The sequence below is a fragment of the Cupriavidus sp. 8B genome (assembly GCF_054589115.1).
Map to the genome: position 1 here is coordinate 1 of NZ_BAAILO010000204.1, position 13,415 is coordinate 13,415.

A 13,415-nucleotide genomic window follows, 5' to 3' on the forward strand; every position below is an offset into this window, starting at 1 on the left:
AGCGTGCGCAACGGCTCATACCAATGAGACATGATGCCCTCCGAATAATAGAAAAGCCCCGACTAAGCGGGGCATGGATGAATGGCTGAGAGAAGGCTGTCAGCCTTCGACGGCTGTGAATTGGTCGACAAATCGCCACAGGTGGTCCCAAGCATCGTGCGAGACGCGGAATTCCCGGTGGGCGTTGTACTTAATGATGTCGAGGTGGGGGAAGGTGCGGCGCTGCGGCGTGACAAACGTCTCAGACAATGGGAATTGCCTGAGACATGCGGCCAATGGCGCATAGTCGGCCCATGTGGCAAACGCGATCATGGCCTCCATTACCTCGCGGGCAGGCTTTTCAGACCAGTCGCAAAGGGTGCGCTCCCGCCCAGCCAATTTCGCTTCGCAGGACTCCATCTTCGTGCGGAGAATCACCTGTGTGGCGGTTCGCTTTATCAGGAAATTCTCGTCCAGACCAAACGCGCGCTCCAGTATCGCTACCGCCTGCCCGTAGGCAATCTTCTGGCCTTGCGGGCCATACTTCGCTTCAAGCAGACGCCAGAAATTGTCCAGGTCGGGTTCGGCACCGGACTCGATCATTTGCCAGATATTGTGTTCGCCATCCATGAGGACGCTGGTCTCGTCGATCGCCAGTGCCACATCGGGTGGCCCAAAGCAATCGCTCGCCTTGGCAACGATCTTGGTGACCAGGCGGCGGTACAGTGCGAACAGCGCCTTGTGGTCGTCGTGCGGAAGAGGCATCTTAACTGCGGTGCACTCATCATTCCCGAACACGCGATCCTCCATCATGAGGACCTGTTGATATGCGGTGCGACTGCTGTGCTGCGCGGCCTTGAAGGCCCGGACAATATGTTGGTACATCGATGCTCCAGTTAGCGGAGCACGGCCCTTGAGGCGCGTGCCCCAAGGCTTAGGTGTTGTTGAGAAGGGTGATGCGGTGTTGCCCGTGCGACTAGTCGCGCTCGTCCATGAAGCTGGCACCGTACTCGCCGATGAAGAGCATCAGTTGGTCGGCCAGGTCGTGCGAGAGCTTGAATTCCCAATAGTCCTTGTAGAAGACAAGGTCCATGCCGGGGAACCTCTCCTTTTGTCGGTATGTGAACTCCAGGCCTGAGAGGTCGAAGCGGTCGAGGCGCATGGCCAGGTCGGCGGCGCCCGCCTTTGCGGCGAACGTCTCAAGGGCAGCAAGGCAGTGCACGGCCGTTTGCCGGCCGCCGGAGAAGCCGATTTTGCGGACACCGGTGCGACCGTAGACGCCCTCCGAGTGCACCGACTTGCGTAGGATGACGGCAGACGCAGTGCGCTGCACTTCCTGGCGCCGCGAGAGACCGAAGGACCTGATCAGGCATTGCGCCGCCTGCCGGTACGCAAGTTCCAAGCCTCCACCCGCTCCATAGCGTGACGAAAGCGAAGCCCACAAGGTATCAAGATCCGGAACGGCGCCACGGTCAATCGCGTCGGCAATATCGATGCCGGCGTGCTCTCGCTCTTCCTCGTCACTGAGCTCCAGGCGAGCGCCCTGAGGCGAAAACTCCCTGCGAGCGCGATTCACGACCAGGCCAGCGAGGTTGTAGCAGAACTTGCGAAGCTCCTTCAGCGTGTCGATGATATTAGGCACCGATACGCCGTACTGGTAAGACTCAAGGCCTGGGAGTTGTTCTCGCTCAAAGGCTGCCGCTGCGGCATAGGCTGCACGCGCGTCCTTCTGAGCCTGGATAAAGCGCTCGATGATTTCTTTGTACATGGTCTCTCGCAAGAATTTGCCGGAGACCCCCCCACCGGGAAGTCTCCCGGCTGGGTTGAGGTACTTTGCCGCAAGTGCGGCTGGTCAATACATGAGCTAGGTCAGGCCTGCTCGCAGTCCCGCACGTAGCGGGCGATGGCACCGATCAGCGCCTCCGCGCGATCGTCATTCGCAGTTTGCAGGCCATATCGCCGCAACTCTTCCACGACAGCGGCAAAGGCGCGACGCACCCGCTCACTGCCGTCATCTGGCATGGCCTCGATATAGGCGTGGCCGACGCGATCCTGGACGGTGAGATACCCCGAAGACCTCGCGCGCTCATTAGAACGGTCCGCGGCCTGCGCCATCCGGCCCAACTCTCTTCGCGCGGTCTCGATGCCTTTCGGCTTGCCGGCCTCGAGCAAATGGAGAATAGACGGCAGGATACCGGCCCACGTCGGTGTGGCGTCGATAAACTTGACCGTGCTGCCCGATTGGCCAACGGTGCTGTCGATATGGGTAAGGGTGGAAGTGGACATATGGTTCCCTGATAGGGGTGAAAGGGAGTCCGTCCGCGAGGGATAGCCCCCGGGGAGAGAAAAGAAGCAGTTCGGCTCAGTGGTGCGGGAGTGCAAGAACGTCGGGCATCGGTACGAAGCCGAGTGCCAGCCAGTTCGCGACCGGATGGTCGGGAAAGTCCGGTACTGCACCGAGATAGAGCGCTGGAATATCCAGTTCGTCTCGTCGGCCATCCCAGCATTCCTGCCTGTAGCGGCGGCTCAGTAGAGACCAAGTCAGCTCCGCTCGCGCGATGTGGTCCCATTGCGCCGGCAACTTGCCTTCGTCAAAGATCCGCTCGCCGCGGCGGTTCATGCAGGCCACGACCTCGTAGTACCGCCCGAAATCATGGGAGAAGCCTTGGCGAACAAACGACAGCACGCAGGCATCGTGGGTGCCAAAGATGCGGTTTAGCTGCCGGATGTAGACCGCGCACTCGACTTGCGAGCGCTCACGATAGTCATCCTGGCCGACCTGGGCACACTCCTCATCGTAGGGGGTAGGACCGACCTCGATCTTGTTGGAACGGGAGATGTACATCTAATTTCCTCAGCAAACATACCGGGAAACGCCCCTCGGGCCGATTCCCGCAGGGATAAGTGGTAGGCCGTGCGAGCCCAAGGGATCGCACGACAGGAGTAGAAGGCGGATCCGGCGCGCTAACGCGGCCTTAGCCCCGCGGACCGGCGAGCTGGTTGAAAGACGCGAGGGTCCAGGCGCCGATAATCGACATCGCGATAGTCAGGCACGAGGCAAGTTGCAGCGTTAGCAGGGAGATATTTTCCGTCGTGACGATGAAGAACAGGGCAGCAAATAGCAGGACGACCAACGCAGCAGTGGCGAGGGCCGTTTCACGGGTCTTGAGACTAGACATGATGGCTCGGAATGAAGTTGGAGCCATGCCCCATGGGGACGTGGCCCCATAGGGTGGAAAGGATGCAGTGAAATGACCAATGGTCAGCAGTGATCGAACCGGAAGGTAGCGCCGTGATCACTGACAAAGGCGAGCAGCTTCTCGCCCTCTTCCGCGTCAAAGCGGAACTCGCACCAGCCCTTGTTGAACAACATACGAAGGCCAGGAAGTTGCCGCGACAGGTGTGAGTACGGCAAGGTCACATCCAGGCGTTCAATCGCGATCGCCAGATCCGCAAGGCCGCTAGCGCCTGCGAACTGAGCGAGTGCCTCGAACGAACAACGCATGTTCTCGATGCTCGTGGCACACATACGATTCGAGTCCCCGAAGAGGAAGCTCTTGCGCAAGACCACTGCGCTCACGGGCTGACGTTCAAGCTCGCGCTTGGACAGCAGGAAGCGCCTGACGATCTCCTTTGCTGCGCTACGCGATTCGGCATGAATGGCGGCCTGGTCGGCTGCGACTCGTGCATTCAGAATGGTTTGTTGGGAAAGTGCTTGCATGGTGGTGCTCCAAAGATTGGGAACACCCCCTTGCGGGATGTGTATCCCGAAGGGTGGAAAAAGGCGTGAGTTTCCGTCAACGCGATGCGCCGGCGGAATCGATGGAGTGCTTAATGGCGGTTAGACCAACGACGAGGAACGCCGAAGATCAACGTACCGCTAGACGGGAAAAAGATGGGTCGCTTGTATCTGAAAGGTCAAGCCAGCCTGAACATGGGACAGCACCTAGAGGATGGAGCCTGCCCATCAAGGACAAGCCTCTATGGCAGAGAAGCAATGCTGCCGATGAAACTCGGCAAAGGTCGATGCGTCGGAGACGCTGGAGTAGCCCGCAGGATACCGCAAAGCGTGCCGTCGATAAAGCCCTACGTTTCCGAGGGCACGCCAGCTTTACGCAAGCGGTTCACGACGCTCGCCCGATAGCGCGCCGTCTCGGCTGGGTCCTGCATGGCAGCGTAGTCCGGCATGCGCTCCTGCCCCGGCTTGCCCCCGGGCTGTTCAAAGCCGGCTGGGTCCAGGCCGTGATGCGCAGCGTGTAGCTGCGAGACAGACCACGAAAGCTCAAACGTGGCAATGGTGTCCCAACGACCAGGGATCGCATCGGCATCGAACCAGTGCATGCCCGCACCCTGCATGTACGCAACGACCGAGTATTCGCTTCCTTTGTCCGATGGCGTTGCCTGCACTTCGAAGCGCAAGAGATCGGCCGGGGGATGCCAGAACACCCGATCCAGCATCCGTCGATAGGCCAGCGCGTCGATGGTGGCCAGCTCACGGAAGTACGGCTCGCCGGGAGCGGCGAATGCCCGCTCATCGCGGGGCCGGGTGCCAACGTAGATTTCCTTCATGGCCTGTCAGTGTGTCTTGTCGTTGTCTGGTCGTCGGGAGGGGTGGCTGGCCGGCGATCCGGCATAAGACACGCAAAATGATACGTCATTCGCCGGCTCGTTCGCCCGGAATCACGCCGACAATATTGTCTGCCGCAATGGGCCCGGCCGTCACCTTGACTTTGCGCAGGGACCCGTATGCTGGATTAATAGAGTACTCATCCGATCCAGACCATGCGCTTCACCCGCTACGAACGCCACAACGCCATCGACTTCAATGCTCGCCGCCAGGCCGCCTTTGCCCGCAAGCAGGCACGCGAGCGCGAGCGCTACCCGCTCTTCGGCGAGCACATTGCCGCGGAACAGCATACGGTGGACGAAGAGATTGCGCGCCGCACGGTCAGGGCGGATTCGTTCGAGCACAGAATGCGCGCCCTCAACGCCCGCTGCTGGCGCGATGCCCGCAAGACCTATTTCGCCCAGGCCGATGCCGTGCGCGCCGAGATCCGCGCCAAGTGGGCGGCATGGCGCCGCCCGACCACCTCGACCTACTTCGCATGGCTGGTCGACGTGGAGAGCGGCAACCAGGCACGCCGCGTTGCCGCCTGCGAGGCGCAATACGCCGCTGCGCGTATGGCACGCGGCGCCCTGCCAGTGCAAGAACGGCTGGCGGTCTAAACATGCGCCCCACCGAAGAGCAGCAGGAGGCCGTGGCGGCGGTCACCGCTGGCGGCCCCGTCAAGGTCAAGGCTTACGCCGGCGCGGGCAAGACCACCTTCCTGCGGATGGCATCCGAGGCACGCCCGCGTTCGCGGTGCCTCTATTTAGCCTTCAACAAGGACATTGCACAGGAAGCGCAGCGCAAGTTTCCATCGAACACGCGCTGCCGCACCGTGCACTCTCTAGCTTTCGGTTCGACCTCGCCCGACATTACCCGCAAGCTTAGGTACCCGGTTGAGCCGAGCCACAACCTGGCGATCCGCTATGGCATCGGGCCGTTGCGCCTGCCGACCACTATCGGCAAGACCGTCGAATTCACCACCGCCAAGCTTGGCCGCATGGTCATGGACGGCATGGCGCGCTTCTGCTCCTCCGCACAGGCCGAGCCGCAGGCGTGGCACATCTCGGTCGATCCTCTCATCGACGAGGAGTTAGCTGACGCGCTGCGCGACGAACTGCTGCCGCACGTCCAGACCCTCTGGCGCGAAAGCACGGATCCGAACGGGGTGGCATCGATCAGCCATGCGGTGTACGTCAAAGCATGGCAGTTGAGCCGCCCCCGGATTCCGGCGGACTTCATCCTGTTCGATGAAGCGCAGGACGCCGACGGCCTGATGCTTTCGGTGCTGCGCGCCCAGTCGTCACAGGTCGTCTACGTGGGTGATCCGTACCAGCAGATCTACGAGTGGCGCGGCGCCGTCAATGCGATGGACCACATCAAAGCTCCCGAGAGGGGCCTTACCGAGTCGTTCCGCTTCGGGCCGGCCATTGCCAGCCTGGCGAGCCGCATGCTGCGCCTGATGGACGAGGAAGTCCCCGTGCGCAGCCAGGCAGCCATCGCCTCGCGAGTCGTACGGCACGCCGCCCCCGGCGAGATCCGGCCAAACGCGATTCTCTGCCGCAAGAACACGACGTTGCTCGCCAAGGTGGCCGAAGGGCTCCAGCGCGGCCACAAGGTCGCTGCCCGCACCAAGAAGGAAGAGCTTGTCGCTTTCATCGACGGCGCCGAGCGCTTGCTCGCCGGCCAGCGTACCCACTATCCGGCCGCCCTGTCCCTCTTCGAAAACTGGCCGGACGTGCAGGAGTACGCGGAATCGTTCGCCGGCCGGGACCTGCAGCCCTTGGTGAAACTCATTGACGAGCAGGGGCCAACCTACTTGCGCCAGTTGCTGGCCGCAATCGCCCCCGAGGAAGCCGCCGACTACGTGGTGTCTACCGTGCACAAGGCGAAGGGACTGGAGTGGCCCATCGTGACGCTGGCAGACGACTTCCGCTTCCGACGCGAGGACGACGGCCGAGAGACGCTTCCCACGGACGAGAAGCGCTTGCTCTACGTCGCCATGACCCGGGCGCAGGGCACGCTGGATATTTCCGCGATCGACCGAAGCCTGCAGGCGGTATTCCGCGACGCTGGCGTCTGACTATATATAGGAGCAAAACGGATGATTACGGTTCGAATCGGCAGTGAAGAGCACAATCTGGAGCAGGTACTGGAGGCCCCCGCCGACTATGCCCGCGCGCTGGACCGCGCCAAGACCCATCTGGGCTACGCGGAATGCGGTTGCAGCATGGCCTCGCCGCGTCCGAAGCTGGTAATCCGCCGCCACGGCAAGATCTTCATCCTCGCTCGCTGGCCGGATGACCCGCGCCCGCACCGGGACGGCTGTCCATTCCACGACCGAACCTCGCGCGGAAGCGGGGCGCCGACCGATCACGACGCCTTCCAGTCCGCCGGCGGCGTCCATGACGTGCGGCTCGACGTCTCCTTGAAGGTCGCCGCTGGCGCGCAGCCCAGCACCAGCAGGCGCCAGCCGCCTGCGTCCACATCGCGCAGCCAGCGCCGTGCCGCTCCCCTGCTGGCGTTCCTGCAGTATGCGTGGCAGTCCGCAGGCTTGCACGTCTGGCCAGGCTATGGCCGGCGCGGCTGGAATGCCTGCTGGTCGCGCCTCGTGGCCGAACTCGCCGAGTGCAGGATCAATGGGCGGCCCGGCAGCGAGGTGTTGCACGTGATGGAGCGTTGGGACGAGTCGCGTAGGGCCGAGCTGAGTGAGGCACTCGATGCCTTCCACAATCGCGCCAGGGCTGGCAAGGACGCCTACCAGCGTGGCCTGATCATCGGTGAGGTGGCCGAACTGAAGCCGAGTCCGCACGGCCACAAGCTAAAGCTTCGGCAGGCAAACCACTGGTACTACCTATCGAGCGATCTGTATGAGCAGTTCCAGCGAAAGTACGCAATGGCGCTGACCGGCGTCGACCGGGAGGACTTGCGCTGTGTGGCTGTGTTGGCCTTCGAGAAGTCACGCCAGGACTATCTAAACGTAATGGACATAGCTGCCATGCTGGCGAACCCGACCTTTATTCCGTGCGATTCGTCCTACGAGGCGGCGATGGCCGACCGCCTGATCGCCGAAGGCCGTGCCTTCGAGAAGCCGCTTCGACACGTCGATCGCGCGCCGGTGCACCCTGATTTCCGGCTCACCGACACCGCGCCGCCAACCGTGATCGAGGTGCTTGGTCTCGCCGGCGACCCGGAATATGACCGACGCGTGGCGGAGAAGCGCGCCCACTACCAGCAGGCAGGCATTCCGCTCGTTGAATGGACGCCGAGCATACAGGCGCTGGAGCAGCTCAAGCTGCCGCCTGCAGCGCGACGTCAGTCCAAGACCACCACCGCCGCGACTTGACTTCCGCTGTCGGACGCTAGGCTGGTCAAGTCCCAACCCGCTGGCCGCCCAGCGCCCACCGTCTCCTTCTACTAGTGAGCATGTCTTCCCATTCCCCCCTTACTGATTCAGGCGCCCTGACAGACGCCAATCCCTTTCCGCTTGGCCCGCTGACCGCGAAACAGACGCAGGACGCGCTTGCGCTCTACTACAGCCTGCCCCACCACACCGCCTCCGGCGAGGCTGTCATTCGCCGCGCGGCCACGACCGCCTATACCAACGGCTTCCAGGACGCCAAGCGATGCTTCGCCGGTGCCACGATTGCAGCGCCCGAGAGCGCCGTGCACCGTGCGGAGCCAGACGTCGCCTTGCTGGCCAGCATCGCGACCTGCCTGGATCATGGTTTCGGCACACTCACCACGAACCGCCAGAAGGCGCTGCTCGCCGACGCCCGCAAGGTGTACGACGAAGTGGTCGGCATTGGCTACTACAGACAGGAAAACCGCCGGGACTATCTGCGCTGGCTGTCCAACGAGATCCCGGGCGGCGAGCGGGATTCCAACACGTTCCAGACCGTCGTTCCAGAAGGCACCGCGCCGCTGCAAGCCGCACCGGCCGACCAGGCGCTAACCGGAGCGGGATGGGTCAGCGTCAACGACTGCCTACCGCCGTACGACACAGGCGAGCGTGTGTTGGTCTACACCGAGGGCGCGGACTTCGCCGGCGAGCAGTTCTTCGACATCAAGGCCGACGACCTATACCCGACGCCGGCCGCGACCAGCCCGGAAGGCGGTGACGCGCGTACTGAGGTGGCCGCGGCCGCAACGCACTGGATGCCGCGACCGTACCCCGCGGCGGCCCCTCGACGGCAGGGGCGCGGCAGGGCGCTATCGGACATAGCGCGCGAGGTTGACATGCGCTGCGCCGAGATCTTTTCGGAAGACGCGCGCCAGATGCAACTGGCAGGAACCCACGGCGCGCTAGCAGCGCGATACGCTGGGTGCGCCGCGATGCTGGTGCGCTACATCCGTTCCACCTCGTCCCCACGGGAGCCAGGCCACCCAACTACCCATCCGAGCGAACAACAAGCATGACCGGCACCGTCGTACTACGCGACCTGCACCTTACGACTCCCGAGGCATTCGACGCCGCCTACGCCGAAGCAATCCGTCTGGTCCACACCCACCGCGCGGCCTCGATTTCGCTCGTGCAGCGCTATCTGAGGATCGGCTACGAGCCCGCGCGCGATTTGCTGGCCCGCATGGTTCGCGAAACCACGTTCGTGCGGACCATGCCAGGTGGCCTATATATGTATGCGCCCGAACCACTCGCGAGCGAGCTGAAGGCGTTGCATGGATTCGTCACCGACATCCTCTTGAGCTGCGAGCGCGGCACCCTCGACGCGCAGGCCGTGCGACAGATCGGTCTCAAGCATGCTCTACTGGACTACGTGCAGCGTGGCAGGGAGCCCCGCCCAACGGATGAATGACCCGCCAGGAGCGGAGACCCGGACCTCAGCGGAACAATCGAACTGATCGGCCCAATCGCAATCTATGTACTGAAGCACCAAATTTCTCCCCGATGAACGAAACAAACCACGACGCAGAATTCCCCCAACCCGACACCGTGCTGGCAATCCGCGGTGCCATTGCAGTGGGCCGCCAGGGCGGGCCCAGGCCCCCCGATGGTTCATGGCTGACCGAGTTCTGGGAAATAGGCCATACCGCCGGCAAAGCAGCCGATACGATGCGCGAGGCGATTACCCCGTTCCAGCGCATGGTTGGCGACGAAACCGCCCATCTTCAGGACCACGTCAACGCGCTCGAGCGCGCCGTCCAGGGCATCGACGGGATCTATCCGGCGCGACTTGAGGATGCGCAGGTGGCTGCCGACAATCATGACTGACGCCGCACCCGGCACGCCGATCTCCCTACCCTCGCCCCAATCCATGCAACACGCCATCGCCGACTTGCTCGCGAAGACCGAGCAGTACCTCCAGCTTCGACCGCTGAGCGCCTGACCGCGTCGGGCCGGGGGGTCGCGGATCTTGGCATAATGCTTCGCCAGATTCCCGTGATCCCGCCCAAACAATGTCAGACGACTTACTCAACTGCGCCCACTGCGACAGCCAGCCTCGATTCATCGCCAACCGCTTCGAGGCGGTTATCGCTTGCACCGGCTGCGGCATCACCACTCCACCACAATCCCTTGACGCCAGCCGCGACCAGGCCTTTACCGTCCTGCGCGGCATCTGGAACACCCGCGTGCGTCCCCGCCCCACCGAGCAGCACGAACTCTCCGCCATCATCCGCAAGGAACTGAGCACTTCTGACCTGGGCACGGTGCTCGCGCTGATCGCTCGCAACGAAGACAATTGGACCGAGCGCGGGCCACTCTTCGCCGCCTTGGCCACCAAGCTGCTGCAGCCCGAGCCCATGCTGCAGGAGCTGATACCGGCGGAGACCCTACTCAAGGATGCCTGCCGCTACCGGAAACTCATGCGCCGTGCCAGGGTGATCCAGATCGATGGCCGACCTTGGATCCATATCGAACCCATCGACGCGCTGACCGCGACGGTCTCGGAAGAAGTATCCGGCGGCACGCTCATCCTGGAGGAATTTCTGGCTCGTGTGCTCGACTGCACAGATGAGTATGCGGACACGCTTGCATCACCGCTCGGGAGGAAGAAGCCGGCTGCTTGACTTCTTGCCAGCATTGGCAAGATAGAGGCACATCGTCTCCGAACAACAAAGATGCTCAAGCCTCTGATCCTCGCCGCGGCCATCGCCGCAACCGTCAGCACCGTCGCCTACGCCAAAGGCCCAACGGATTGTCCGCACATCTTCGGCACCAACGGCCAGCCGCACGTCGCAACCACCGCCGCGCCTAGCCGCACGCAATTCCTATGCTTCCGTGGATATGCCGTGCAGACGTCCGCCGCCACCCGCACCGCCCTATGGTCTGCCGAGAACCTCACGGCCCAGGCCGTTCTGGCGGCTCGCACCGTGCCGCGAGACAGCGACTTCTACGAGGAAACTTCGATTCCGGCAGCCGACCGTGCACACCTGTCCGATTACCGGCGCGCCACCGGCCTTGATCGGGGCCACCTCGCGCCATCGGCCGACTTCCCCGACCAGGCCTCGCAAGCCGAGAGCTTCAGTCTCGCCAACGTCGTGCCGCAGTCCTCGGTCAGCAATCGGAGGCTGTGGAGTCACATCGAAACGTCAACCCGCCGCATGGTGCGCGACTACGGCCAGGCATTCGTCGTGACCGGCCCGGCGTTCGATCCCGCGCAGCCGTCACGCCTGAACGACCGAGTCGCCATCCCCACTTATCTGTGGAAGGCAGTCTACGTGCCCGGCGTCGGCGCTGCCGCCTATGTGGCACGAAACGACGCGACCCCGTGGTACGCGGTCGTGAGCATCGCCGAACTGGCCAACCTCGCCGGCGTCGATCCTTTCCCGCGCCTCGACAGGGCATACCGGGAGACGCCGATGACGCTGCTTGCACCGACGCCGCATCCGGGCGAGAAGGCGGGCCGCAAGGTCAGCCTCACCACGCTCACATCCCTTGCTGTTGACCGGTCGGCGCTGCCCGATGCACCTGAGGGCCAGGACGCTCGGCATCCTGTCCTCCGGTCCGGTGCCCTGCCCTTCATTCGGGCCGTCTTCGCCCGCTACTAATTAGGAGAACGACATGGAACGCCTCAAGCAGATCATCCATACCTTCCGCACCGACGAAGAGGCCCGATCTGGCGTCATTTTCGTCATCGCCCTCATCCTGTTCTTTTGCTGGTGGGGCGCGACGGGACACTGGGACGACTCACCGTACCTGCCTGCCTTCCTACGTTGATCCCCGGCAGGGGGCTCGCCTCAGGACCGGCTCGCGGCGCAACAAGCGGGTACACAAGGGGACCCCGAGCACATGAGTCCACCCTATTGGCGGAAAGACGCATGTTTCTTGCGTCTTTCGAAGGGCATTCCAGCACCCAGGCCTCATACTGCTGGAATTCCGCCACGTTTCACTCCTCGGTCTCTTTGATGACCGGCAGCCTTGCCAGCAGCCGGTACAGCGCCTGTCGCGTGATCCCCAACGCCTGCGCAGCCTTGGCCTTAACCCCACCGGCATCCGCCACCGCCTGAGCGGCCATTTCCGGTGTAACGACCGGGCGCGACCCCGCCGCCTGGACTGAATAGGTCGACAGATACGCGTTGGCCTTCGTCTGCCGGCTGTGGCCAGCCGCCGCGACGATCTTGCGCATTGCCTCCTCGTGCCGCGCTCGATCTATCACCTTCCCGCCGCCCTTGATGGCCGCCGCCTGGCCAGCCGTCCGCTCGTACATCTGGTGGAAGTACTGATGCCGCAATCCGTGGGCAGTCACGCCGCATCCATTCTTCGTGACCCCGTGCTTCTCCAGCACACTATAGAAGTGCCGCCGCCACTGATCTTGCGTGTACGTCCGCGGTATCAACGTCCCGTACTTCGGGTTCGTCTCCGCCGCCAGCTCGGCGACCTCGATCAGCAGATCGTACTGCCAAGTGAATTCAAGGCTCACATTGCGTGACCTTCCCCCTTTGGTCCCATCCACGACGTGGAGATGCCCGGATGGAAGCACGTCCTGGATCGGCCGCAAGCGCCAGCTTTCCTTCGCACGCAATCCAAACGCCGCTTCCAGCTTGAGTTGCAGCGCCACGTGCATATCGGTCGTGGCAATTTCCGCGATCTTCGCCACGGCGTCCACCCCGTTTCCCGCCCACGAACGATCCTCGCGCGCGATATAGCTCCGCTTGTAGTCTGCCGGCCGTTCCACGTAGTCGTCGAGCGATCCAACCATGTTGGTCTTACCCATCCAGGAGGTGAGAGCCCGCAAGTGTGTCAGCCGCAGTTCCACCGTTCCGACGTTCAGCTTCTGCTCCAGGACCCAGTAACGCACCAGCCACTGAATGTGCTTCTGTCTGAGGTTATACGGCGTTGTGAGGGCGAAGCCGCCCTCGCGAAGGTCCACAAACATCTTCAGCAGCGCTTGCGCGCGCTGACGTTGCGACATTTGCGACAGCGACCGACCACTGACTCGGGTTGTACTGTGCGGCGAATGCAGGTGCGCCGCAGCTAGCACCGCGAACGCCGATTTCAGACTCTCGGGGAGGTTGTATGCGGCCAGGACCGCGCGCAGGTTGATACCCTTGCTCATCGTTGTCTGTCTTCTCTCCAACCGCAGGTGCCCTTCGCCATCGCGAACTCCCTGCAGCGCGCCCAGCGGCGACTTGCTCTGCTCAGTGAGTTGCAGCCCCGAACGGCACTCACCTCTTGGTGCGCCGGACTACCACGTCCAGCTAACCGGCCACCTTGCCGGAGTCCACTTCTTCCTGTCCTTTAGCGATGCCAACCGATCAGCCCTGAGCATGGAAGCGATGCGTCCTGACTGTCCGCTATGCGAACACGCCGGCGTTCGCCTTGCGTGCCGCTGCGCGGCCATCCACCCGGTGCATCGTCCTGATGCCAGCA

The 13,415-nt window shown here is 63.1% G+C and carries 17 protein-coding genes; 9 read left to right on the plus strand and 8 right to left on the minus strand.

Annotation, left to right across the window (positions count from 1 at the left end):
* Positions 1–99: 99 nt before the first annotated feature.
* The 7 genes from ACYP5B_RS20070 to ACYP5B_RS20100 form a co-directional block, all read right to left on the minus strand.
* Positions 100–864, minus strand: a complete 765-nt coding sequence (locus tag ACYP5B_RS20070) for a hypothetical protein (RefSeq protein ID WP_459570900.1) — start codon at positions 862–864, stop codon at positions 100–102.
* 91 nt (positions 865–955) lie between these two features.
* Positions 956–1,747, minus strand: a complete 792-nt coding sequence (locus ACYP5B_RS20075; protein ID WP_459570901.1) for a hypothetical protein — start codon at positions 1,745–1,747, stop codon at positions 956–958.
* A 101-nt stretch (positions 1,748–1,848) separates the two neighbouring features.
* Positions 1,849–2,265 carry a hypothetical protein gene (locus tag ACYP5B_RS20080; protein WP_035875356.1) on the minus strand — a complete coding sequence of 139 codons (417 nt, stop codon included), beginning with the start codon at positions 2,263–2,265 and terminating at the stop codon, positions 1,849–1,851.
* A gap of 76 nt (positions 2,266–2,341) precedes the next feature.
* Positions 2,342–2,824: a hypothetical protein gene (locus ACYP5B_RS20085; RefSeq protein ID WP_459570902.1), complete on the minus strand. Its 483-nt coding sequence runs from the start codon at positions 2,822–2,824 to the stop codon at positions 2,342–2,344.
* 130 nt (positions 2,825–2,954) lie between these two features.
* Positions 2,955–3,158, minus strand: a complete 204-nt coding sequence (locus tag ACYP5B_RS20090) for a hypothetical protein (protein ID WP_276286849.1) — start codon at positions 3,156–3,158, stop codon at positions 2,955–2,957.
* Between the two features lie 83 nt (positions 3,159–3,241).
* A complete protein-coding gene (locus ACYP5B_RS20095) occupies positions 3,242–3,700 on the minus strand; it encodes a hypothetical protein (RefSeq protein WP_276286850.1) in 459 nt (152 codons plus the stop codon).
* Positions 3,701–4,065: 365 nt separating this feature from the next.
* Entirely contained in the window at positions 4,066–4,548 is a 483-nt protein-coding gene (locus ACYP5B_RS20100) for a hypothetical protein (protein ID WP_459570903.1), read from the minus strand.
* A gap of 213 nt (positions 4,549–4,761) precedes the next feature.
* Between ACYP5B_RS20100 and ACYP5B_RS20105 the strand changes: the two genes are divergently transcribed.
* The 9 genes from ACYP5B_RS20105 (at position 4,762) to ACYP5B_RS20145 (ending at position 11,762) form a co-directional block, all read left to right on the plus strand.
* Complete coding sequence (locus ACYP5B_RS20105) at positions 4,762–5,205, plus strand: hypothetical protein (RefSeq protein WP_459570904.1); 444 nt, start codon at positions 4,762–4,764, stop codon at positions 5,203–5,205.
* A 2-nt stretch (positions 5,206–5,207) separates the two neighbouring features.
* Positions 5,208–6,668 carry a 3'-5' exonuclease gene (locus tag ACYP5B_RS20110; protein ID WP_459570905.1) on the plus strand — a complete coding sequence of 487 codons (1,461 nt, stop codon included), beginning with the start codon at positions 5,208–5,210 and terminating at the stop codon, positions 6,666–6,668.
* A gap of 21 nt (positions 6,669–6,689) precedes the next feature.
* The gene (locus ACYP5B_RS20115; protein ID WP_459570906.1) at positions 6,690–7,931 is read left to right on the plus strand and encodes a DUF1173 family protein; all 1,242 of its coding nucleotides are present in this window, start codon (positions 6,690–6,692) and stop codon (positions 7,929–7,931) included.
* Between the two features lie 80 nt (positions 7,932–8,011).
* A complete protein-coding gene (locus ACYP5B_RS20120) occupies positions 8,012–9,004 on the plus strand; it encodes a hypothetical protein (RefSeq protein ID WP_276286854.1) in 993 nt (330 codons plus the stop codon).
* The gene (locus tag ACYP5B_RS20125; RefSeq protein WP_276286855.1) at positions 9,001–9,399 is read left to right on the plus strand and encodes a DNA translocase FtsK; all 399 of its coding nucleotides are present in this window, start codon (positions 9,001–9,003) and stop codon (positions 9,397–9,399) included. The genes ACYP5B_RS20120 and ACYP5B_RS20125 overlap by 4 nt, the downstream gene beginning before the upstream one ends.
* A 92-nt stretch (positions 9,400–9,491) precedes the next feature.
* Positions 9,492–9,815 (plus strand): hypothetical protein, encoded by a 324-nt coding sequence (locus ACYP5B_RS20130; RefSeq protein ID WP_035869527.1) that lies wholly within the window; start codon positions 9,492–9,494, stop codon positions 9,813–9,815.
* Positions 9,816–10,000: 185 nt separating this feature from the next.
* A complete protein-coding gene (locus ACYP5B_RS20135; RefSeq protein ID WP_276286857.1) occupies positions 10,001–10,612 on the plus strand; it encodes a hypothetical protein in 612 nt (203 codons plus the stop codon).
* Between the two features lie 51 nt (positions 10,613–10,663).
* Positions 10,664–11,593 carry a DNA/RNA non-specific endonuclease gene (locus ACYP5B_RS20140; RefSeq protein ID WP_459570907.1) on the plus strand — a complete coding sequence of 310 codons (930 nt, stop codon included), beginning with the start codon at positions 10,664–10,666 and terminating at the stop codon, positions 11,591–11,593.
* Positions 11,594–11,606: 13 nt separating this feature from the next.
* Positions 11,607–11,762 (plus strand): hypothetical protein, encoded by a 156-nt coding sequence (locus ACYP5B_RS20145; protein WP_276286859.1) that lies wholly within the window; start codon positions 11,607–11,609, stop codon positions 11,760–11,762.
* A gap of 169 nt (positions 11,763–11,931) precedes the next feature.
* Here ACYP5B_RS20145 and ACYP5B_RS20150 read toward each other — a convergent pair whose 3' ends face one another.
* Positions 11,932–13,101 carry an integrase domain-containing protein gene (locus tag ACYP5B_RS20150; RefSeq protein ID WP_459570908.1) on the minus strand — a complete coding sequence of 390 codons (1,170 nt, stop codon included), beginning with the start codon at positions 13,099–13,101 and terminating at the stop codon, positions 11,932–11,934.
* Between the last annotated feature and the right edge of the window lie 314 nt (positions 13,102–13,415).

Coding starts and splice junctions, on each gene's coding strand:
- ACYP5B_RS20070 (WP_459570900.1), bottom strand. CDS start 864: ATGTACCAACATATTGTCCGGGCCTTCAAGGCCGCGCAGCACAGCAGT.
- ACYP5B_RS20075 (WP_459570901.1), bottom strand. CDS start 1,747: ATGTACAAAGAAATCATCGAGCGCTTTATCCAGGCTCAGAAGGACGCG.
- ACYP5B_RS20080 (WP_035875356.1), bottom strand. CDS start 2,265: ATGTCCACTTCCACCCTTACCCATATCGACAGCACCGTTGGCCAATCG.
- ACYP5B_RS20085 (WP_459570902.1), bottom strand. CDS start 2,824: ATGTACATCTCCCGTTCCAACAAGATCGAGGTCGGTCCTACCCCCTAC.
- ACYP5B_RS20090 (WP_276286849.1), bottom strand. CDS start 3,158: ATGTCTAGTCTCAAGACCCGTGAAACGGCCCTCGCCACTGCTGCGTTG.
- ACYP5B_RS20095 (WP_276286850.1), bottom strand. CDS start 3,700: ATGCAAGCACTTTCCCAACAAACCATTCTGAATGCACGAGTCGCAGCC.
- ACYP5B_RS20100 (WP_459570903.1), bottom strand. CDS start 4,548: ATGAAGGAAATCTACGTTGGCACCCGGCCCCGCGATGAGCGGGCATTC.
- ACYP5B_RS20105 (WP_459570904.1), top strand. CDS start 4,762: ATGCGCTTCACCCGCTACGAACGCCACAACGCCATCGACTTCAATGCT.
- ACYP5B_RS20110 (WP_459570905.1), top strand. CDS start 5,208: ATGCGCCCCACCGAAGAGCAGCAGGAGGCCGTGGCGGCGGTCACCGCT.
- ACYP5B_RS20115 (WP_459570906.1), top strand. CDS start 6,690: ATGATTACGGTTCGAATCGGCAGTGAAGAGCACAATCTGGAGCAGGTA.
- ACYP5B_RS20120 (WP_276286854.1), top strand. CDS start 8,012: ATGTCTTCCCATTCCCCCCTTACTGATTCAGGCGCCCTGACAGACGCC.
- ACYP5B_RS20125 (WP_276286855.1), top strand. CDS start 9,001: ATGACCGGCACCGTCGTACTACGCGACCTGCACCTTACGACTCCCGAG.
- ACYP5B_RS20130 (WP_035869527.1), top strand. CDS start 9,492: ATGAACGAAACAAACCACGACGCAGAATTCCCCCAACCCGACACCGTG.
- ACYP5B_RS20135 (WP_276286857.1), top strand. CDS start 10,001: ATGTCAGACGACTTACTCAACTGCGCCCACTGCGACAGCCAGCCTCGA.
- ACYP5B_RS20140 (WP_459570907.1), top strand. CDS start 10,664: ATGCTCAAGCCTCTGATCCTCGCCGCGGCCATCGCCGCAACCGTCAGC.
- ACYP5B_RS20145 (WP_276286859.1), top strand. CDS start 11,607: ATGGAACGCCTCAAGCAGATCATCCATACCTTCCGCACCGACGAAGAG.
- ACYP5B_RS20150 (WP_459570908.1), bottom strand. CDS start 13,101: ATGAGCAAGGGTATCAACCTGCGCGCGGTCCTGGCCGCATACAACCTC.